At 69.4% G+C, this 17,848-nt stretch carries 20 protein-coding genes; 12 read left to right on the top strand and 8 right to left on the bottom strand.

Annotated features, from left to right (window positions below):
• The first annotated feature begins 16 nt into the window (after positions 1–16).
• Together AC6CCG_RS17145 and AC6CCG_RS17140 are read left to right on the top strand one after the other, a co-directional pair.
• The gene (locus tag AC6CCG_RS17145; protein WP_496655808.1) at positions 17–244 is read left to right on the top strand and encodes a hypothetical protein; all 228 of its coding nucleotides are present in this window, start codon (positions 17–19) and stop codon (positions 242–244) included.
• Positions 244–747: a hypothetical protein gene (locus AC6CCG_RS17140; protein ID WP_496655807.1), complete on the top strand. Its 504-nt coding sequence runs from the start codon at positions 244–246 to the stop codon at positions 745–747. The genes AC6CCG_RS17145 and AC6CCG_RS17140 overlap by 1 nt, the downstream gene beginning before the upstream one ends.
• Positions 748–838: 91 nt before the next feature.
• Here the strand turns inward: AC6CCG_RS17140 and gatB are convergent, their stop codons facing one another.
• Genes gatB through gatC form a run of 3 tightly spaced genes read right to left on the bottom strand, consistent with a single transcriptional unit; the run spans position 839 to position 4,127 of the window.
• A complete protein-coding gene (gene gatB, locus AC6CCG_RS17135) occupies positions 839–2,326 on the bottom strand; it encodes an Asp-tRNA(Asn)/Glu-tRNA(Gln) amidotransferase subunit GatB (RefSeq protein ID WP_496655806.1) in 1,488 nt (495 codons plus the stop codon).
• The gene (gene gatA / locus AC6CCG_RS17130) at positions 2,323–3,831 is read right to left on the bottom strand and encodes an Asp-tRNA(Asn)/Glu-tRNA(Gln) amidotransferase subunit GatA (protein ID WP_496655805.1); all 1,509 of its coding nucleotides are present in this window, start codon (positions 3,829–3,831) and stop codon (positions 2,323–2,325) included. The genes gatB and gatA overlap by 4 nt, the downstream gene beginning before the upstream one ends.
• Positions 3,831–4,127, bottom strand: a complete 297-nt coding sequence (gene gatC, locus AC6CCG_RS17125) for an Asp-tRNA(Asn)/Glu-tRNA(Gln) amidotransferase subunit GatC (protein WP_496655804.1) — start codon at positions 4,125–4,127, stop codon at positions 3,831–3,833. The genes gatA and gatC overlap by 1 nt, the downstream gene beginning before the upstream one ends.
• A gap of 155 nt (positions 4,128–4,282) precedes the next feature.
• On the opposite strand from gatC, the gene AC6CCG_RS17120 reads away from it, so the two are divergent.
• Both AC6CCG_RS17120 and AC6CCG_RS17115 read left to right on the top strand, forming a co-directional pair.
• Positions 4,283–4,612, top strand: coding sequence for a hypothetical protein (locus AC6CCG_RS17120; protein ID WP_496655803.1), 330 nt, complete (start codon positions 4,283–4,285; stop codon positions 4,610–4,612).
• A gap of 108 nt (positions 4,613–4,720) precedes the next feature.
• Complete coding sequence (locus AC6CCG_RS17115; protein ID WP_496655802.1) at positions 4,721–5,647, top strand: CPBP family intramembrane glutamic endopeptidase; 927 nt, start codon at positions 4,721–4,723, stop codon at positions 5,645–5,647.
• 134 nt (positions 5,648–5,781) lie between these two features.
• Here the strand turns inward: AC6CCG_RS17115 and AC6CCG_RS17110 are convergent, their stop codons facing one another.
• Entirely contained in the window at positions 5,782–6,681 is a 900-nt protein-coding gene (locus AC6CCG_RS17110; protein WP_496655801.1) for a cation diffusion facilitator family transporter, read from the bottom strand.
• 1 nt (position 6,682) lies between these two features.
• On the bottom strand, positions 6,683–7,060 hold the full coding sequence (locus AC6CCG_RS17105) for an ArsR/SmtB family transcription factor (protein ID WP_496655800.1): 378 nt from the start codon (positions 7,058–7,060) through the stop codon (positions 6,683–6,685).
• 1,220 nt (positions 7,061–8,280) lie between these two features.
• On the opposite strand from AC6CCG_RS17105, the gene dgoD reads away from it, so the two are divergent.
• On the top strand, positions 8,281–9,435 hold the full coding sequence (dgoD, locus tag AC6CCG_RS17100; RefSeq protein ID WP_496655799.1) for a galactonate dehydratase: 1,155 nt from the start codon (positions 8,281–8,283) through the stop codon (positions 9,433–9,435).
• Between the two features lies 1 nt (position 9,436).
• Positions 9,437–9,940: a DinB family protein gene (locus AC6CCG_RS17095; RefSeq protein ID WP_496655798.1), complete on the top strand. Its 504-nt coding sequence runs from the start codon at positions 9,437–9,439 to the stop codon at positions 9,938–9,940.
• A gap of 13 nt (positions 9,941–9,953) precedes the next feature.
• Here the strand turns inward: AC6CCG_RS17095 and AC6CCG_RS17090 are convergent, their stop codons facing one another.
• Entirely contained in the window at positions 9,954–10,925 is a 972-nt protein-coding gene (locus AC6CCG_RS17090; protein WP_496655797.1) for an IS481 family transposase, read from the bottom strand.
• Between the two features lie 187 nt (positions 10,926–11,112).
• Complete coding sequence (locus AC6CCG_RS17085) at positions 11,113–12,285, bottom strand: DUF1015 family protein (RefSeq protein WP_496655796.1); 1,173 nt, start codon at positions 12,283–12,285, stop codon at positions 11,113–11,115.
• 73 nt (positions 12,286–12,358) lie between these two features.
• Here AC6CCG_RS17085 and AC6CCG_RS17080 point away from each other — a divergent pair, with 73 nt between their 5' ends.
• Genes AC6CCG_RS17080 through AC6CCG_RS17065 form a run of 4 tightly spaced genes read left to right on the top strand, consistent with a single transcriptional unit; the run spans position 12,359 to position 14,473 of the window.
• Positions 12,359–12,976 carry an ACT domain-containing protein gene (locus AC6CCG_RS17080; RefSeq protein ID WP_496656278.1) on the top strand — a complete coding sequence of 206 codons (618 nt, stop codon included), beginning with the start codon at positions 12,359–12,361 and terminating at the stop codon, positions 12,974–12,976.
• Positions 12,977–13,003: 27 nt separating this feature from the next.
• Positions 13,004–13,501, top strand: a complete 498-nt coding sequence (locus AC6CCG_RS17075; protein ID WP_496655795.1) for a hypothetical protein — start codon at positions 13,004–13,006, stop codon at positions 13,499–13,501.
• Positions 13,501–13,977, top strand: a complete 477-nt coding sequence (locus AC6CCG_RS17070; protein ID WP_496655794.1) for a helix-turn-helix domain-containing protein — start codon at positions 13,501–13,503, stop codon at positions 13,975–13,977. The genes AC6CCG_RS17075 and AC6CCG_RS17070 overlap by 1 nt, the downstream gene beginning before the upstream one ends.
• Before the next feature lie 28 nt (positions 13,978–14,005).
• Positions 14,006–14,473: a VOC family protein gene (locus AC6CCG_RS17065; protein WP_496655793.1), complete on the top strand. Its 468-nt coding sequence runs from the start codon at positions 14,006–14,008 to the stop codon at positions 14,471–14,473.
• A gap of 32 nt (positions 14,474–14,505) precedes the next feature.
• Here AC6CCG_RS17065 and AC6CCG_RS17060 read toward each other — a convergent pair whose 3' ends face one another.
• Positions 14,506–15,624: a hypothetical protein gene (locus tag AC6CCG_RS17060; protein WP_496655792.1), complete on the bottom strand. Its 1,119-nt coding sequence runs from the start codon at positions 15,622–15,624 to the stop codon at positions 14,506–14,508.
• A gap of 274 nt (positions 15,625–15,898) precedes the next feature.
• Here AC6CCG_RS17060 and AC6CCG_RS17055 point away from each other — a divergent pair, with 274 nt between their 5' ends.
• Both AC6CCG_RS17055 and AC6CCG_RS17050 read left to right on the top strand, forming a co-directional pair.
• A complete protein-coding gene (locus tag AC6CCG_RS17055) occupies positions 15,899–16,834 on the top strand; it encodes a carbohydrate ABC transporter permease (protein ID WP_496655791.1) in 936 nt (311 codons plus the stop codon).
• A gap of 7 nt (positions 16,835–16,841) precedes the next feature.
• On the top strand, positions 16,842–17,810 hold the full coding sequence (locus AC6CCG_RS17050) for an ABC transporter permease (protein WP_496655790.1): 969 nt from the start codon (positions 16,842–16,844) through the stop codon (positions 17,808–17,810).
• Positions 17,811–17,848: the final 38 nt, after the last annotated feature.

Genomic DNA, 17,848 nt, shown 5'->3' with positions numbered 1-17,848 from the left:
CTGCGAGGATGGTCCGGTGACTTCGCGTACTCGGGCCCGGCTGTTCACCGTGATCGGCGTGCTGGCCCTCGTCGTCGGCCTGGTCTGGATCGGCCAGGGCGCGAACCTGATCGGCGGCAGTTCGATGACCGGCCAGCCGCTGTGGTTGATCATCGGCCTCGTGGTCGCCGTCGCCGGCGCCGTCCTGCTCTGGTTGGCCGCGCGGGCCGGCCGGGACCCGAACGGCCCGCCCGGTCAGCACTGATGCGTGATCAGCGGATCGACGTCCTGCGGGTGGAACGTCGGCACTGGACCTGGCTGATCGTCCTGTTCCTGGTCGGCGGCGTGGCCATGGGCGCGCTGGGTTTCCTGGTCCAGCCGGGCGTCTCGCCGTTCACCCTGATCGCGATGATCTTGATCGTCGCCTCGCTGACGATCTACGTCGGCGAGCGGAAGCCGACCCCGGTGATCACCGCAGGCCCGGGTGGCATCGCACAGGGCCGCCAGGCCTTCATTCCCTGGGAACGGGTGCGGACGGTGTTGATCAAGGAGATCGAGGAACTCGACGGCTCCACGACGACCCTGATCCTGCTCGCCGAGCCGGTGCCCGCCGACGACCCGATCCGGACGGGGCCCTCGGACGGTACGGACCCGAGGGTGACCGCCGAGTTCCGGCTGCCGGATCTGATCGGCAACTTCCCGGTGGAGCACCTGGCCGACCCGCTCCGCCGCTTCCGCCCCGACCTCGACGTGATCGACCTCCGCTGACCGCGGACGTGCGCTGAGCCTGTCGAAGGGCCGAGCCAGGTCAGGCCTGGCCCACGCCCTTCGACAGGCTCAAGGGACGAGCAGGCTCGGGTCAGCCGAGCTTCTCCAAGATCAACTCGCGGACCCGGCCGGCATCGGCCTGGCCACGCATCTCCTTCATCACCGCGCCGATCAGGGCCCCGGCGGCCTGGACCTTGCCGGACTTGATCTTGTCGGCGACGTCCGGGTTGGCCTGGATCGCGGCGTCGACGGCCGCACCCAGGGCGCCCTCGTCGGACACCACGGCGAGACCCCTGGCCTTGACCACCTCGGCCGGCGAGCCCTCGCCGGCGAAGACTCCGTCGAACACCTGCCGGGCCAGCTTGTCGTTGATCGTCCTGGCGTCGACCAGCGCCTGGATCTCAGCCACCTGCTCCGGCGTGATCCCGGCGTCGGCAAGATCGACTCCGGTCTCGTTGGCCCGCCGCGCGACCTCGCTCAGCCACCACTTCCGGGCGGCCTGCGGCGTCGTGCCGGCGGCGACGGTCCGGTCGATCAGGTCCACCGCGCCGGCCGCGACGACGTCGCGCAGCTCCAGCTCGGTGAAGCCCCATTCGGCGCTGACCCGCTTCAGCCGGGCGGCCGGCGGTTCGGGCAGGCTGGCCCGCAACTCCTCCACCCAGGCCGCGTCCGGGGCGACCGGCACCAGGTCGGGCTCGGGGAAGTAGCGGTAGTCCTCCGCGGTCTCCTTGCTCCGGCCCGGCGTGGTCTCGCCGGTGTCCTCATGCCAGTGCCGGGTCTCCTGCTTGATCGTTCCGCCCTCGGTCAGCACGGCGGCCTGCCGGGTGATCTCGTACCGGATCGAACGTTCGACACTGCGCAGCGAGTTCACGTTCTTGGTCTCGGTCCTGGTGCCGAACTCGGCGTTCGGGGACGGCCTCAGCGAGACGTTGGCGTCGCAGCGCAGGGAGCCCTGCTCCATCCGGACGTCGGACACGTCGAGCGCCCGGAGCAGGTCGCGCAGCATGGTCACGTACGCACGCGCAACCTCGGGCGCCTTCTCACCGGTTCCCTCGATCGGCTTGGTGACGATCTCGATCAGCGGCACGCCGGACCGGTTGTAGTCCAGCAGCGAGTAGTCGGCGCCGTGGATCCGGCCGGTCGCACCGCCGACGTGCAGCGACTTTCCGGTGTCCTCCTCCATGTGCGCGCGCTCGATGCCGATCCGGTACGTCTCGCCGTCGACCTCCACCTCGGTCCAGCCGTCGAACGCGATCGGTTCGTCGTACTGGGAGATCTGGTAGTTCTTCGGCATGTCCGGGTAGAAGTAGTTCTTCCGGGCGAACCGGCACCACGACGCGATCGAGCAGTTCAGCGCCAGCCCGATCCGGATCGCCGACTCGACGGCGCGGGCGTTGACCACCGGCAGCGAGCCGGGCAGGCCGAGGCAGGTCGGGCAGGTCTGCGTGTTGGGCGGCGCGCCGAACGCGGTCGAGCAGCCGCAGAACATCTTCGAGGCCGTGTTCAGTTCGACGTGCACCTCGAGCCCGAGGACGGGATCGAAGGTCGCCAGGGCCTCCTCGTACGGCAGGACGGTCATCGCGCCGCCACCTCCAGTTCCGGGATCCGGTCGAGCAACGGGCCGCCCCAGTCCTTGATCAACGCGCGCTCGAGGGCGGCGCCGACGCGGTAGAGACGATCATCGGCCAGCGGCGGCGCCATCACCTGCAGGCCGACCGGCAGGCCGTCCTCCGGCGCCAGCCCGATCGGGAACGAGGCGCTGGCGTTGCCGGCCAGGCTGGACGGGATGGTGCACAGGTCGTTGGCGTACATGGCCAGCGGGTCGTCGACCTTCTCGCCGATCTTGAACGCGGTCACCGGCGTGGCCGGCGAGACCAGCGCGTCGACCTGATCGAAGGCCGCCTGGAAGTCGCGGATGATCATGGTCCGGACCTTCTGCGCCTGGCCGTAGTACGCGTCGTAGTAGCCGGCCGACAACGCGTAGGTGCCGATGATGATCCGGCGCTTCACCTCGGGACCGAATCCGGCCTCGCGGGTCGCCGCCATCACCTGTTCGGCCGAGTTCGCGCCGTCGTCGCCGACCCGCAGCCCGAACCGCATCGCGTCGAACTTGGCCAGGTTGGAGCTGCACTCGCTGGGCAGGATCAGGTAGTAGGCGGCGAGGCCGTACTGGAAGTGCGGGCAGGAGACCTCGACGATCTCGGCGCCCAGGTCGGCGAGCTTCGCCACCGCCTCGTCGAACCGCTGCATGACGCCGGGCGCATAGCCCTCGCCGCGCAGGTCGGTGATCACGCCGATCTTCATGCCCTTGACGTCGCCGGACCGGGCCGCCTCGACGACCGGCGGGACCGGGGCGTCGATCGAGGTGGAGTCACGCGGGTCGTGGCCGGCGATCACCTGGTGCAGCAGGGCCGCGTCCTCGACGTTGCGGGCACACGGGCCGGGCTGGTCGAGGCTGGACGCCAGCGCGACGAGACCGTACCGTGAGCTGGCGCCGTAGGTCGGCTTGATGCCCACCGTGCCGGTCACCGAGGCCGGCTGCCGGATCGAGCCACCGGTGTCGGTACCGATCGCCAGCGGAGCCTCGTACGCGGCCAGGGCGGCGGCCGAGCCGCCGCCGGAACCGCCGGGGATCCGGTCCAGGTCCCACGGGTTCCGGGTCGGGCCGTAGGCCGAGTTCTCGGTCGACGAGCCCATCGCGAACTCGTCCATGTTGGTCTTGCCGAGGATCACCACGTCGGCGTCGAGCAGCCGCTGGGTGATCGTCGCGTTGTACGGCGGCAGCCAGCCCTCGAGCACCTTGGAACCACAGGTGGTCGGCGCGCCGACGTAGGTCAGCACGTCCTTGAGGGCCAGCGGGACGCCGGCCAGCGGACCGACCGCCTCGCCGGCGGCGACCTTGGCGTCGACCGCCGCGGCCTGCTGCAGGGCGCGCTCGCCGTCCACGTGCAGGAAGGCGCCGACCCGGTCGTCCACGGCCGCCACCCGGTCCAGATGGGCCTGGGTGACCTCGACCGCGCTGACCTCCCGGGCGGCGATCCTGCTCGCCAACTCCGCCGCGGTGGCGGTGATCAGGTCGCTCATCACGCCTCCTCGTCGAGAATCCGGGGCACCCGGAACCGGTCCTGCTCGGCCGCCGGGGCACCGGCCAGCACGTGGTCGACCGGCAGCGATTCCCGCACCTCGTCGGCCCGGAACACGTTGGTCAGCGGCAGGGCGTGCGAGGTCGGCGGCACGTCCTCGGCCGCGACCTCGGACACCCGCGCCACGGACTCCAAGATCACGTCCAGCTGCGGGGCCAGCTGCTGCTGCTCGTCCGGGGTCAGGTCGATCCTGGCCAGCCGGGCCAGGGCGGCAACGTCGTCGGCGGTCAGTGCCACGTCTCTCCTCGTCGGGTGGTGCTTCGAGTTTCGGCCCAATCCTAGGGACGCGGCGCCGGATCCTCAGAACCGGCGCCCCGAACCGCGCCCACAGACGCCGGACACGGACCGCACAGACAGGACGTGAGGTTGATCGCGACGCTAGTTTGGGCGGCATGAAGCGGATCCTTGCGCTGGCCATCACCGCGGTCGCTGCGCTGACCTTCGCCGGCTGCGCCGAGACCGGAATCTCCGCCAAGGACGCGTACGCGATCGGCTGCCCGGCGGTCGACTCGGTCGCGGCGACCGGCTCGGTCGCCAACAAGGCGACCCTGGCCGGGCTGCGGGCCCTGCGTGACTCCCGGCAACTCGACGCCGACGGCCAGGCCTGGGTCGAGGCCACGATCACGCTGCTGGAGAACCCCAAGGAGGTCCCGGCCGAGGCGAAGAAGTTGATCATCGACGGCTGCGCGGAAAACGGTCACCCACTCAGCAACCTCGGCTGACCCGCCGGTAGTCTCTCCGCGGACCACGCCGAAAGATCTGGGCGGAACGTCCAGGAAGGCGGACTCGGAGTGCACTCCACAAGCGCGCCCGGAGCATCGGGCACGTCGTTGCGATGGTCGTTGGTGATCTTCGGTCTGGTCAGTTTCGCCGGCGCCTGGCTGGTCTGCGTACCGCTCTGGCAGAACGGCGGCGGCATCACCTCGCCGCTGCTCGGCGCGACCGCTTCGGCGATGATGTTCACGCCCACGGTGGCGGTGGTGATCACCTGGCTGGTGACCCGGCCGCGCGGCGGGCGGAGCCTGCGGGAACTCGCCTGGACCACCGGCCTCAGCTTCGGCCCGAACCGGCGGCGGACGGCGGCGGTGATCGCGGCGGTCTGGGTCGGCATCCCGGTCTTCGTGGTGATCACCACGCTGATCTGCGCACTCTTCGGGCTGTACCGGCTCGACCTGGAGACCTTCTCGCTGCTCGGCGACGAGTACCGCCTGAAGACCGGCAAGGCCCCGAACCCGCAGGCGATGTTGATCACCTCGATCGGCGCGGTCGCGCTGACGCCGCTGCTCAACGCGCTGCCGTCGTTCGGCGAGGAGCTCGGCTGGCGCGGCTGGCTGTTCCCCAACCTGCTCCGGTACGGACCCTGGGCGGCGATCTTGATCACCGGTGTGGTGTGGGGCCTGTGGCATGCACCGCTGACCCTGCTGGGCTACAACTACGCGATGCTCGGGCCGTGGTCGGCGCTGATGTTCATCCCGTTCTGCATCGCCTTCGGCGCGGTGCTCGCCTGGACCCGGTGGTTCACCGGCAGCGTCTGGCCGGCCGTCGTCGGCCATGGCGTCTTCAACGGGTCGACCGGGCTGGTGCTGCTCCTCGGTGCCTCCGGGCAACAGGTCAACTTCGCACTGGTCGGGCCGATCAGCGTGGTCGGGATCGTCCTGTTCGCGATCATCGCGGCGGTGCTCTTCGCGATCACGCGGCCCGGCGCCGAGGAAGATCAGCCCACGGACGACGTACCCTCGGCCGGCACCGCCACCTAGCCGGACGACAGATCGTGCATTGAGCCCGCTGCCCAACGCGCCCTGAGCCCGCTGCCCAACGCGCACTGAGCCTGTCGAAGTGCCAGATTCGGGCCCAACCCTTCGACAGGCTCAGGGAACGTTTGCGCCGGGGACTACCAGCCGACCTCGTCGCAGCCGCGATGATCACGCGGCTCGACCTGCAGGGTGGCGTGCGCGACGCCGTGCCGCTCCCGCAGCAGCGCCCGGGCCCGGTCGAGCACCGCGTGCGGATCGGCCGACTCGGCGGTGACCAGATGGGCGGTGGCAACGTTCATGCCCGAGGTCAGCGTCCACAGGTGCAGGTCGTGCACGTCGCCGACGCCGTCGATCGCCGCAAGATCACCGGCCACCTCCCCCGCGTCCATGCCCTCCGGCACGTGCTGGCCGAGCACCGCGAACACCTGCCGGCCCAGCATCACGGCGCGGACCGCGACGAAGATCCCGATGGCGATCGCGATCACCGTGTCCCACAACGGGCTGCCGGTGACCATGATCAGGATGCCGGCCGCGATCACGCCGACCGAGCCGGCCGTGTCGGCCAGCACCTCGAGGTAGGCGCCGCGTACGTTCAGGCTCTCCGCCGAGCCGTCCCGCAGCAACAGCAGCGCGATCAGGTTGATCACCAATCCGATCACGCCGACCACCAGCATCGGTCCGGTCTCGATCGCGGTCGCCGCACCGATCCGGCTGATCGCCTCCACCGTGACGTACACCGCGAGCCCGAGCATGATCAACACCGCGAGCAGTGACGCGAACACCTCGGCCCGGTAGGAGCCGTAGCTGCGCCGGCCGGTCCGGTCCGGCCGGGTCGCGATCCTGGTGGCGACCAGCGCGGCCCCGAGCGTCACCACGTCCGCCGCCATGTGACCAGCGTCGGACAACAGTGCCAGGGAGCCGGACAGCAGGCCGGCCACCAGTTCGACGACGAAGAACGCCGCGATCAGGACGAACGACACCGCCAGCCGCCAGCGATGCCGGCCGCCCGCGTGTCCATGATCATGTCCGTGCCCCATCTCAGTGCTCCCGCTCCGGGTGGATCGCCTCGGTGTGCTCGCTGTGCGCGATGGCGACGTCGAGCAGCATCCGTACGTGAGCGTCGGCGAGCCGGTAGTACGCCAGCCGCCCCGCCCGCCGCGCCGTCACCACCCGGTGCGCCCGGAGCAGCCGCAGCGCATGCGAAGCCGCCGACTCGCTCTGCCCCGTGACCGCGGCCAGGTCGGAGACGCACAGCTCGCCGTCCAACAGTGCGATCAGCAACCGCAGCCGACTCGGATCCGCCAGCAGCCCGAAGATCTCCGCAGTGTCCGCAATGTCCTCGGCCTCCGGCATCCGCTCCCGTACCTCCGCAACGTGCTCCTCGTCCACCAGATGCACACCTGAAGACCTGTTCATATGTCGAACCCTACCCCCAAATCCCGCTGACCGGTCACCAAAGCAGCGGTTGTTGCGGCGTGTCGCTGCGGAACTGACGTGTCGATGGAGAGGAGAGCGGATGGGTCCCGCGTCAACCGGTCGGTTGCGAAGGGTGGGTGCAGGCCGGGCTGGATCATCGAGACGGGTCGGCGAATCGGAACGAATCAGGACGAAGCAGTGGCGCGAGCCCGAACAAATCGACGCCGGGCCGGTCGACACGCGCACCCGGCGCGGACCAGTACGAATCGACGCGAGCCGTCGAGGCGAAGGAGCGGGCGCAGGCCGGAACGCATCAACGAGATCCGGTCGATGCGAAGATCGGGTGAGGCCAGCAATGGGACCGCACGAGCGGTCGACACCTGCGCGGGATCAGGGAGATCGCTACGAATCGCTCGGACACCCGCACCCTCGCGGACCCAGCCGCCACCCGCGACGCAGCCCGCCGCCCGGTGAAGGAACGCTGCGATCCGCCCAGGTCGCGCGGAACCGCCGAGCCGCGATCGACGCCCGACGGCCCGTACTCCGACATCGCGGCAACGGACCGACCCAGAGTCTGGTCCGCACGAAGCGGTCCCGCGCCGACCACCAGCGGTCGAAGCCGGGCGACCGACTGTCGAGAGGCCCGGTCCCAGTCGAGGGGCCCGGGTGATCGACCCGCGCGATGCGAGCCTGATGCCGGTGGAGCGGGCGCGACTGGTCGGCGCACGATGAGTGGATTCGGCGTGGCCCGCCCGAGCCGGGGCAACCGCCCAGTGGTGCACGGTGGATCCGGCTTGACCGGCAGACTCGAAGCCCGGATCCGCCCGACCACGATCGGCCGATGGAACGATCCGCCGATCACGCGATGCGCGATCGGACCGGCGAAGAGCGGCGGTGACACACATCTGCCTCACAACCGACCTTCGAAGCCGAGAAATCGGTTGCTGGAGGCGTTGCGTTGCAGATTTGAGTCACGTGGCTTTGGACGTGGATCCCAGGCGCGCACCCAGGCCTCCGCGCACCAGGCCGCCGTGGCTCCCCCGCCACGCTCCGTCGACCCTCACCCGCGGCGCTCGCCGAGTCGTCCCATCGGCCCGACCGGGGGGCTCCGAGGCGGGCGGGGCGGCCTACGATGTTGATCATCGCGCTGTCCCCGGTCGATCCGGGGAGACCGTCGTCGCCGAACCTCCACTCCCATCGACCTGCAGAGGACCCGACCGATGAAGATCACCTCCGTCGAGACGTTCGTGATCACCAACCGCCGCATCCTGCTCAAGATCAGTACCGACACCGGCCACTTCGGCTGGGGTGAGCCGACGCTCGAGGGCTGGGCTCGGCCGATCGAGGCGATCGTCGAGCAGATGGCCGACTACCTGGTCGGGCAGGACCCGCGCCGGATCACCCACCACTGGCAGGTGCTCGCCCGGGGCGGGTTCTACCGGGGCGGACCACTGTTCGGGTCGGCGCTGGCCGGGATCGACCAAGCACTGTGGGACCTGAAGGGCCGTGCGCTCGGCGTACCGATCCATGAGCTGCTCGGCGGCTCGGTCCGGTCCAAGATCAGGATCTACGCCCATGCCGGCGGCCGGTCCGGCCACACCGGGAGCCCGGAACGAGCCCGTGCGCTGGTCGAGGCGGGCTACACGATGATCAAGGTCGCGCCGGACGGCCAGGTCGGGTTCGTGGACAACGCCGACTACCTGGACCGGTTCGTCGCCGACGTCACCGAACTGAGGGAAGCGATCGGCGGGGCGGTGGACTTCGGGATCGACCTGCACGGCCGGTTCTCGGTGCCGATGTCGCGCCGGGCACTACCGCTGATCGAGCACCTGGCGCCCGCGTTCGTCGAGGAGCCGCTCCGGCCGGAACACTCCGAGTTGATCGGCTCGGTCGTGGACAGCACGTCGATCCCGATCGCGACCGGCGAGCGGCTCTACACCCGGACCGAGTTCCGCGCGGTGCTGGAGGCCGGTGTCGCGGTCGTCCAGCCGGATCTCTCGCACGCCGGCGGCATCTCGGAATCCTTCCGGATCGCCACCCAGGCAGAGATCTACGACGCCCAGCTGGCGCCGCACTGCCCGCTCGGCCCGGTCGCGCTGGCCGCCTGCCTGCAGGTCGACGCCGCGGTGCCGAACTTCCTGGCCCAGGAGACCGTGATCGAACTCCATGATCAACAACCCGGCCGCGGCCTGGAACTGCTGACCAACCCGGAAGTGCTGGCCCCGGTCGACGGCTATCTGCCGGTGCTCACCGGCCCCGGTCTCGGCATCGAGATCGACGAGGACGCGGTTCGGTCCCAGGTCGCCACCGAGCCGCTGGCCCCCGGCTCGCCGACCTGGTTCTACCCGGCCGACGACAGCTTCGCCGAGTGGTGAGATGGAGCCGTACCCCGACCTCGACGCCGACGAGCCGACCACGCTCCGCCAGTTCCTTGATCAATACCGCGGGCGAGCGCTGCAGCGGGTGGAGCGGCTGACCGACGCCCAGGCACGACAACGGGTCCTGCCCGCGACCGAACTGACGGCCGGCGGGATCCTCAAACACCTGGCGCACATGGAGGATCACTGGTTCACGGCCCGGGTCGGCGGCGGTGAGCTACCCGAGCCGTGGGCGTCGGCGCCGCTGGCCACCCGGCCGGGCTGGGACTTCGAATCCGCGGCCGACGACACGGTGCAGGAGCTGACCGAGCTGTACCGAGCCGCCTGCACCCGCAGCCGCGCGGTCACCGACCGGTTGCCGTCCCTGGACACCAGGGCGCCGCGCCCCTCCTTCGGCAAGGGCCCGGTCACCCTGCGCTGGGTCCTGGTGCACCTGCTGGAGGAGACGGCCTGCCATGTCGGCCACCTCGACCTGCTCACGGATGCCCTTGATCACGGCTAGGTGTACCCGGCCATCAGGTTGGTAGCAGGCGGCTGATCGGTGGCTTGCCTCCGAGTGCGCTGTGACGGCGTTCAGTGTTGTAGTGCTCGATCCAGGGTGCAAGGGCCGCGGCTCGGTCGGCGTTGCTGGTGAAGGTCTGGTGGTAGGCCCATTCGGTGGACAGGGTGCGGTTGAGGCGTTCCACTTTGCCGTTCTGCCAGGGGCAGTGGGGCTTGATGAACTTCTGCTTGGCGCCCAGGGCGGCGCAGGCCTTCTTCATCTCGGTTGAGTGCCGGTAGGCGAAGGCGTTGTCGGTGATCACCCGCTCGATCCGAGCGATGCCCTTGGTTGCGAAGTAGGCGGCTGCTCGGCGTAGGAACGCCGCGCTTGTCGCGGCCTTCTCGTCGGGAAGGATTTCCGAGTAGGCCAACCGGGAGTGGTCGTCGATCAGGGAGTGCACGTAGTCGTAGCCGACCTTGACCTTCTTGTGGCGGTGATCGACCGTCGCTGCTCGTCCGTGGGCTCGCCAGCCGCCGCCGTCAGGGATCTTGCCGAGCTTCTTGACGTCCATGTGGACCAGCTCGCCCGGGCGGTCACGTTCGTAGCGGACCGTGGTCTGTTTCGAGGACCGGATCACCTCGCCGGTCAGCGGATCCAGGTCGCGCAGGTGGGGCACGTGGTTTCGGCGCAGGATCCGCGACACCGTCCGGGCTGGGACGCCGATTTTCGGACCGAGCACATCGGGGCCGTCGCGATGCTCGGCACGTGCAGCGAGGACTTCCTGCTCGACCTCGTCGCTGGTCTTAGTCGGCATCGAGTGTGGCCGTGACGATCGGGTCACCAACCCCGCCTCGCCTTCGGATGCGAAGCGGTCGATCCAGGTCTTCACGCACTTGCGCGAGACCCCTGTCGCGGCGGCGATGTGGGCTTGTGGCCAGCCAGCCTGGTGGCGCTGGACGATCAATCGGCGACCGTGAACAGTCAACCGGGCATTAGCGTGGGACACGAGAACCTCCGGGTGGGAGTGGGCCTTAGACAAGCCACATCCCATTCGGAGGTTCCCCTTCGTTCAACCAGGCTCGCCGCTACCAACCTGATGGCCGGGTACAGCTAGGAGGCTCACCGACCGGTCAGTTGCGCAGCGACACGCCGCCCAAACGCCTGCTTTGGTGACCGGTCGGCGGAAGGGTTTTTCAGAGAGGACGGATCACGAAGCCGGTCTTGAGCTTCGGGGTGAAGAAGGTCGACTTCGGGGGCATCAGCAGATGGTCCCGGGCAGTGCGCTGGATCTCGGCGACCGACACGGGGCGGATCAGGATGCCGGCCTCGGCCCGGCCGTCCCGAACGGCGGCGCCGACCTCCGCCAGCCCGTGCTGGTACGTCACCTCGTGCGGCACGTCGGCGAGCGCGGCTTCCAGCCAGGCCCCGTCCAGCTCGCGTACGCCCTCGAAGGCGCCCGGCAAGGGCTCCAACCGCCAGGCCGCGTCCCGGGCGACCAGGACCAGGTGGCCGTCGGCCTCCATCGCCGCCAGGGTCGCCGGCGTCGGCGCCTCCATCTCACTGGTACGGAAGCGGCGCCGCAACGCGGTCAGCAGGTCGGTGGCGGTGATCCCGGTGTAGAGCCGGTGGATCGCCGCGACGCTGAGCTGGTCGGCCACCAGTTCGCCCACGTACGCCAGCGTCTGCTCGGCCGCCGTGTCGCGCCGGCCGGTCGCCGCCCGTACCTCGTCGCGATAGATCCGGCTCACCCCGTAGCGGTGATGCCCGTCGGCGATCAGCACGTCGTCGGAGCCGACCAGTGCGGCGATCACGGCGACCCGGGCCGGATCGGAGACCCGCTCCACGACGTGCTCCACGCCCTCGTCGAGCACCTTGCCGACCGGCTCGCCGGGCTCGGCCAGCAGCGCGGTCAGACCGGACGCGAGCGCGAGACCCCAGACCGGCGACAGGTTGGCCCGGGTGGCCCGGGTCAGGTCGAGCCGGTCGGTGGACGCCTTGGGCGTGGTCCGTTCGTGCGGCAGCACCCCGCCGGCGCCCTCGTCGACCACCTCGAGTCCGCCGATCACGCCGGCCAGATCGCGCGGCACGCCGGCCGCGTCGGTGAACCGGACTCGGTAGATCGTGAACGTCGGCACCGGGTCCGTCACCAGGGTGCCGTCCGCCTGCCACTGCTCCAGCAACCGGCCGGAACGGGCATAGCCATCTGGTCCGCTCGGTACGTCGACGTGCACGATGTTGTGGCCCGAGCGCTGCCGGTAGGCCTCGGCGTCGGCCTCCGACAGCACGTCGTACGGCGGCGCGACGAGCGCATCCAGATCGTCGGTGGCGGCATAGCGCAGGGCGGCGAAGGGCACGAAGGCGGGCACGGCCCCAGCCTGCCAGACGAGACCGAAACACCACGGTAATCGCGAGTAGGCCATGATGGTGTGCGTGTTCCTGATGCGCGTGTCCCTGCCCGACCGACCCGGTTCGCTGGGTGCCGTGGCGTCCGCGCTGGGCACGGTCGGCGCCGACATCAACGCGGTGGAGATCGTCGACAAGACCGGTGACGTCGTCATCGACGACTTCATCGTCGACCTGCCGAACGGCCAACTGCCCGAGACCCTGGTGACCGCCTGCGAGGTGCTCGACGGGGTCCGGGTCGAATGGATCTCCCGCTATCCCGAGGGCGGCGGGCTGCAGTCCGATCTCGAGGCGCTGGAACGGATGACCGCCGACCCGACCCAGGCGGCGGAGACGCTGGCGTCGATGTGCCCGGTGGTCTTCCGGTCGCACTGGGCCATGCTGCTCGACGTCGCCGCCGATCCGCCGCAGGCGGTCTACTCGACCACGCTGGCGCCGGAGTTCGGCGAGCGGCCGCCGGAGTCGCTGGCGCCGTTCCACGAGACCCGGCGGGTCGATCTGCCGGCGGGCTGGCTGCCCGGCTGGGGCGAATCGACGGTCGTGATCACGCCGGTCGGGGACGATCGGGTGATCATCATCGGCCGGCTCGGCGGGCCGCCGTTCCTGGATTCGGAGATCGCCCGGCTGAACCACCTGGCCGCGCTCGTCAAATAGGCCGCTTCCGGCGCTACCGTACGCTTCGTGCTCCTCGGCTGGCCGGAACTCCTCGCGCTGCTGACCTCGCTCGCGTTCGGCGTGGTCTCGGCGATCATCCCGGTCGCCAACGCCGAGGCGTACGTGATCGCCTCGCAGGTCGCCGCGGTCGCCGGGCCGATCCCGGTCGCGGTCGGGGTCGGGCTGGGCCAGTCGGCCGGCAAGCTGCTGTTGTTCGTCGCCGTCCGGCGCGGCCGCGACTACTGGTTCCTCCGCAAGCACCATGATCAACGAACCGCGGTCGGCCCGGTCCGGACCAGGATCCGGGCCGTCCTGGCCCGGCTGCTGGAGCTGGTCGGCACGAACCGCTGGGGGCTGCCGATCGTCGCCCTGGCGGCGGTGATCGGCATCCCGCCGCTCTACGCCGTCGCCCTGGTCGCCGGGGCCAGCCGGATGCGTGCGCTCTGGTTCTGGGTCGTGGTCGCGGCCGGCCGGGTGACCCGGTTCGTCCTGGTGGCCCTCGGGGTGGCTTGGCTACCGTTCTGATGATCATGACCGCCGACGATCCGGTACGAGAGCCCTGGCGGCTCCGCGACGCCGCCCAGCTGGCCGCACTACGCCGGGCCCGCGACCTGGTGGACCGCCACTACGCCGAACCGCTCGACCTGGACGACCTGGCCGCCGCGGCCGGCTACTCCCGGTTCCACTTCGCCCGGGCCTTCCGCGCCGCGTACGGCGAAACCCCGGTCCGCTATCTGACCCGGCGCCGGATCGAACGCGCCGCCGAACTGCTGCGCTGGGTCAACCTCAGTGTGACCGAGGTCTGTCACCTGGTCGGGTTCAGCAGCCTGGGCTCGTTCAGCAGCGCCTTCACCGACTTCGTCGGCACCTCCCCGGCCCGGTTCCAGGCCGAGGCCCACCGGACCGGCCGACCGCCGATCCCCGGCTGCTACGTGCTCATGTACGGGCAGCCGCACAGGAGAGCAAGCTCGGAGAAGCCCGGGCCCGGAGCGGCTCAGTAGCGTCGAGGCCAACCGAAGGGAGCGTTCCATGATCACGAAACTGGGTGTCGCCGGCATCTACGTCACCGACTACGACCAGGCCAAGGAGTTCTTCGTCGACAAGCTCGGCTTCACCGAGCGGTTCGACGTCAAGCTGGAGAACGGGTACCGCTGGTGCACCGTCGCGCCGCCCGGTGCGCCCGACTTCCAGCTGAACCTGACCGTGCCCGGACCGCCGATGCACGACGAGGAGACGACGGCCGCGATCCGGATGCTGCTGGCCAAGGGCGCGCTGAGCGGAGGCGCCTGGAACACCGACGACTGCCGGGCCACCCACCGCGAGTACACGGCCCGCGGCGTCGAGTTCCTGCAGGAGCCGCAGGATCGCCCGTACGGCGTCGAGGCGGTGTTCCGGGACCCGTTCGGCAACTGGTACAGCCTCAACGAGACCAACGACCTCGCCGACAACGCCGAGGAGATCAGCAAGCACTACGAGCCGGGCGACACCGCAGGCTGACTTCCACGGCGCGCCGGTCGATCGGGTCGTCGTCACGGACGCCAGCGCCCGGCCGCACGCAGGATGCGCAGCGCGCTGAGCGTGATCATCTCGCTGGGCGCGCCGGCGACACCCCAGTCGACGACCTCGACCTGGTGCTCGAACCGGTGCCCCTTCGGCACCCACCACTGCCGATCCGCCGCCCAGCGTCCGTCGGGGCGGCGTTTGCGCTCGAGCAGGTCCAGAGCGTGGTCGGCGCGGGTGTCGATGACAGTGCGATCGACCGCCAGGAAGGTCAGCGCGGCGAGCACGTCGTAGTGCCAGTACGACGGATAGCCGAGCTTGGTCCACCGCTGGTCGATGATCGCTCCGGCCGGCCTCGGGTTCGGGCGGGACCGACTCGGGACCCCGGTCCCGGTGCTGTAGTAGAGCTGGTGGCCCAGGAACAACTCGGCGGCCCGGTCCGCCGCTGCTGCGGCAGCAGCGTCACCCGTCACGAGTGCGTACTCCCGGAGGCCGCCAGCGGGCAGTAGCGACTGGTGGAAGGACGATCGCCGCCCGGAGGCCTTGATGTGGCAGTTCCAGCCACCGTCGGGCCACTGCCACTCGACGAGCCGCCGGGCGATCGCCACGGCTCGTTGATCATCCGCGAGCCCGAGCCGCGCGGCGATCAGGAGCACGCCGCCCGGGAGGAAGCCGTAGATCCGGGCCAGGCCGTCGATCACCCGCGGCGGTCTGGCCGCCATCGTGGCGTCGAGCAGGAAGCCGGCGGCCGCCAGGATCCGCGGGTCGGGTGGCACCGCGAGCTCGGTCAGCGACAGGGTGCGCCACAGCGTCCCGCCGACGTCCGGGGTCACGTCGATGCGGTCGATCCCGATCAGGTCCTCCGGCGCCCTCGAGGTGCCGGCGTACCGCCGGATGGTGACCTGCTTGGCGAAGCTTCCGTCCGGGAGTTGCCCCTCCAACAGCGCGACCACCTTCGGACCGGTCAGGACCCCGGCCGGCGGCTCGACCCCCGGCTCGCCGAGCAGATCGCGCCGCGCCTGGAGGCGGATGCCGGGCTCGTCCGAGCCCAACAGCCATTCGACGGCTTCGTCCACCGCTCCACGGTCCCACAGCCCGACGACACTCGGTACGCCCTCGCCGGCAAGATCCGCCGTTCGGCTGTCCACGTGGTGAAACGATTAACGTGGAAGGTCGCTGCGATTTGGCATCGATCCGGTGTCGGCGTTGACAAACATCAGATCATTTGCCCATGATGAGCCCAGCCACCGCAGGCTTGCTGGGAGGAATGACCCTGGTTCATCGGATGCATCGTCGCTCACCGAATGAAGCGACGGCTTGGCCTCAGACACCGATCCCTCCATCGACCACGAGGGACGCGACCCCGTCGACTCCAAGCCAATCGGTCACCGACCATCAGGACGCAGGAGGGGGAATCCAATCATGAGTGTCCTCGCGGCCCGCCGGCCCAGGGAACGCCTTCAGTCGCGACGGATCAAGGAGCCCAAGTCCGACCACGCGTTCTTGATCATCAACTACGGGGTGCTGGCGCTGTTCTGCCTCTCCGTGCTCTACCCGTTGATCTTCGTCCTGAGCGCCTCGGTCAGCTCGGCGACGGCGATCAACTCCGGCCAGGTCGTGCTTTGGCCGGTCGGTTTCAACATCGACGCCTACGTCGACATCTTCCGCTCCCCCGAGCTGTTCGGCGGTCTGCTGAACTCGCTCTTCTACGCGGTGGCCGGTGCGCTGATCGGCACCGCGATCACGATCTTGGCGGCCTACCCGCTGTCCCGCGACGATCTGCCGTTCCGCCGGCCGCTGACGTTCTTCTTCCTGATCCCGACGATGTTCAGCGCGGGAATCATCCCGAACTACATCGTGGTCCGCCAGCTCGGTCTGCTGGACACCCGGTGGGCGATCATCCTCCCGGGCGCGATGGCGATCTTCAACATGATCGTCACCCGGACCTTTTACCAGATCAACATCCCGCGGGAGCTGCTCGAGGCCTCCCGGGTCGACGGCGCGAGTGACTTCCGGTTCTTCTTCCAGGTGGCACTGCCGCTGAGCAAGCCGATCATCGCGGTGAACCTGTTGTTCTACGGCGTGACCCAGTGGAACAGCTGGTTCAGCGCCTTCCTGTACCTGACCAACTCCGATCTCTATCCCCTGCAGTTGGTCCTGCGCAACATCCTGGCCAAGAGCGCCCCCGACCCGGCCCAGCTGTCCGGCGTGGACGTCCAGGAGTTGATCAGGAACCGGGAGCTGTTCGACAAGCTCAAGTACGCGGTGATCGTGGTCGCCATGCTGCCGCCGCTGATCGTCTATCCGTTCGTCCAGAAGCACTTCGTCAAGGGTGCGCTCATCGGATCGCTGAAGTGAGGCCGCGATGACTGCAACGACGACCCCCACCGCCCGGCCGGCCGCGGACCGCGAGCGGACCGAGAAGCCGAAGACCAAGCTGTCGCTCCGGCTGCGCCGGTCCTGGCAGCTGTACGTCCTGCTGATCCCGCCCACGATCTACGCGTTGATCTTCCTCTGGTGGCCGCTGTACGGCCTGCAGATGGCGTTCAAGAACTTCAGCGTGGTCAAGGGCATCGAGGGCAGCCCGTGGGTCGGGCTGAAGTACATCGAGCAGTTCGTCACCTCGTACCAGTTCTGGCCGATCCTCGGCAACACGTTGATCTTGAACTTCTACCAGCTGATCGCCTTGTTCCCGCTGCCGGTGATCTTGGCCCTGCTGGTGAACACGGTGCGCAGCGTGAAGTACCAGCGGGTCGTGCAGATGATCACGTACGCCCCGCACTTCATCTCCACCGTCGTCGTGGTCGGCATCATCATCATGCTGTTCGACCCGTCCGGCGGCGTCGTCAACCAGGCGATCGAGACGTTCGGCGGCCAGCCGGTGGACTTCCTCAGCTCCGGCGCGTTCCGGCACACCTACGTCTGGTCCGACGCCTGGCAGACGCTCGGCTTCTCGGCGATCATCTACCTTGCCGCGCTGACCGGCGTCGACCCCCAGCTGCACGAGGCAGCCAAGGTGGACGGGGCCAACCTGCTCCGCCGGATCTGGCACATCGATCTGCCGGCCGTCATCCCGGTCATGATCACGTTGCTGATCCTCAACATGGGCAACATGCTCAACACCGGGTTCGAGAAGGTGCTGCTGATGCAGAACCCCTTGAACCAGTCGGTCTCGGAGGTGATCGACACCTATTCGTACCGGATCGGCTTCGCGACCATCCCGCAGTTCTCGTACGCCACCGCGATCGGGCTGTTCAAGTCCGTGATCGGCGTGATCTTGCTCGTGGTCGCCAACTGGCTCGCCCGCCGGGTCGCGAAGCAGAGCCTCTTCTAGTCCGTCCGCCCAGCATCTACCAGTCAGTACGCGTCAAC

Source organism: Microlunatus sp. YIM B11417, assembly GCF_059617205.1.
The sequence above is the reverse complement of the archived record's forward strand: the minus strand, read 5'-3'. Positions and strand labels throughout refer to the sequence as shown.

Bases quoted from the DNA above. Each gene is read 5' to 3' on its own strand.
- AC6CCG_RS17140 (WP_496655807.1), top strand. From the start codon at position 244: ATGCGTGATCAGCGGATCGACGTCCTGCGGGTGGAACGTCGGCACTGG.
- gatB (WP_496655806.1), bottom strand. From the start codon at position 2,326: ATGACCGTCCTGCCGTACGAGGAGGCCCTGGCGACCTTCGATCCCGTC.
- gatA (WP_496655805.1), bottom strand. From the start codon at position 3,831: ATGAGCGACCTGATCACCGCCACCGCGGCGGAGTTGGCGAGCAGGATC.
- AC6CCG_RS17120 (WP_496655803.1), top strand. From the start codon at position 4,283: ATGAAGCGGATCCTTGCGCTGGCCATCACCGCGGTCGCTGCGCTGACC.
- AC6CCG_RS17110 (WP_496655801.1), bottom strand. From the start codon at position 6,681: ATGGGGCACGGACATGATCATGGACACGCGGGCGGCCGGCATCGCTGG.
- AC6CCG_RS17105 (WP_496655800.1), bottom strand. From the start codon at position 7,060: ATGAACAGGTCTTCAGGTGTGCATCTGGTGGACGAGGAGCACGTTGCG.
- dgoD (WP_496655799.1), top strand. From the start codon at position 8,281: ATGAAGATCACCTCCGTCGAGACGTTCGTGATCACCAACCGCCGCATC.
- AC6CCG_RS17095 (WP_496655798.1), top strand. From the start codon at position 9,437: ATGGAGCCGTACCCCGACCTCGACGCCGACGAGCCGACCACGCTCCGC.
- AC6CCG_RS17080 (WP_496656278.1), top strand. From the start codon at position 12,359: ATGCGCGTGTCCCTGCCCGACCGACCCGGTTCGCTGGGTGCCGTGGCG.
- AC6CCG_RS17070 (WP_496655794.1), top strand. From the start codon at position 13,501: ATGATCATGACCGCCGACGATCCGGTACGAGAGCCCTGGCGGCTCCGC.
- AC6CCG_RS17065 (WP_496655793.1), top strand. From the start codon at position 14,006: ATGATCACGAAACTGGGTGTCGCCGGCATCTACGTCACCGACTACGAC.
- AC6CCG_RS17055 (WP_496655791.1), top strand. From the start codon at position 15,899: ATGAGTGTCCTCGCGGCCCGCCGGCCCAGGGAACGCCTTCAGTCGCGA.
- AC6CCG_RS17050 (WP_496655790.1), top strand. From the start codon at position 16,842: ATGACTGCAACGACGACCCCCACCGCCCGGCCGGCCGCGGACCGCGAG.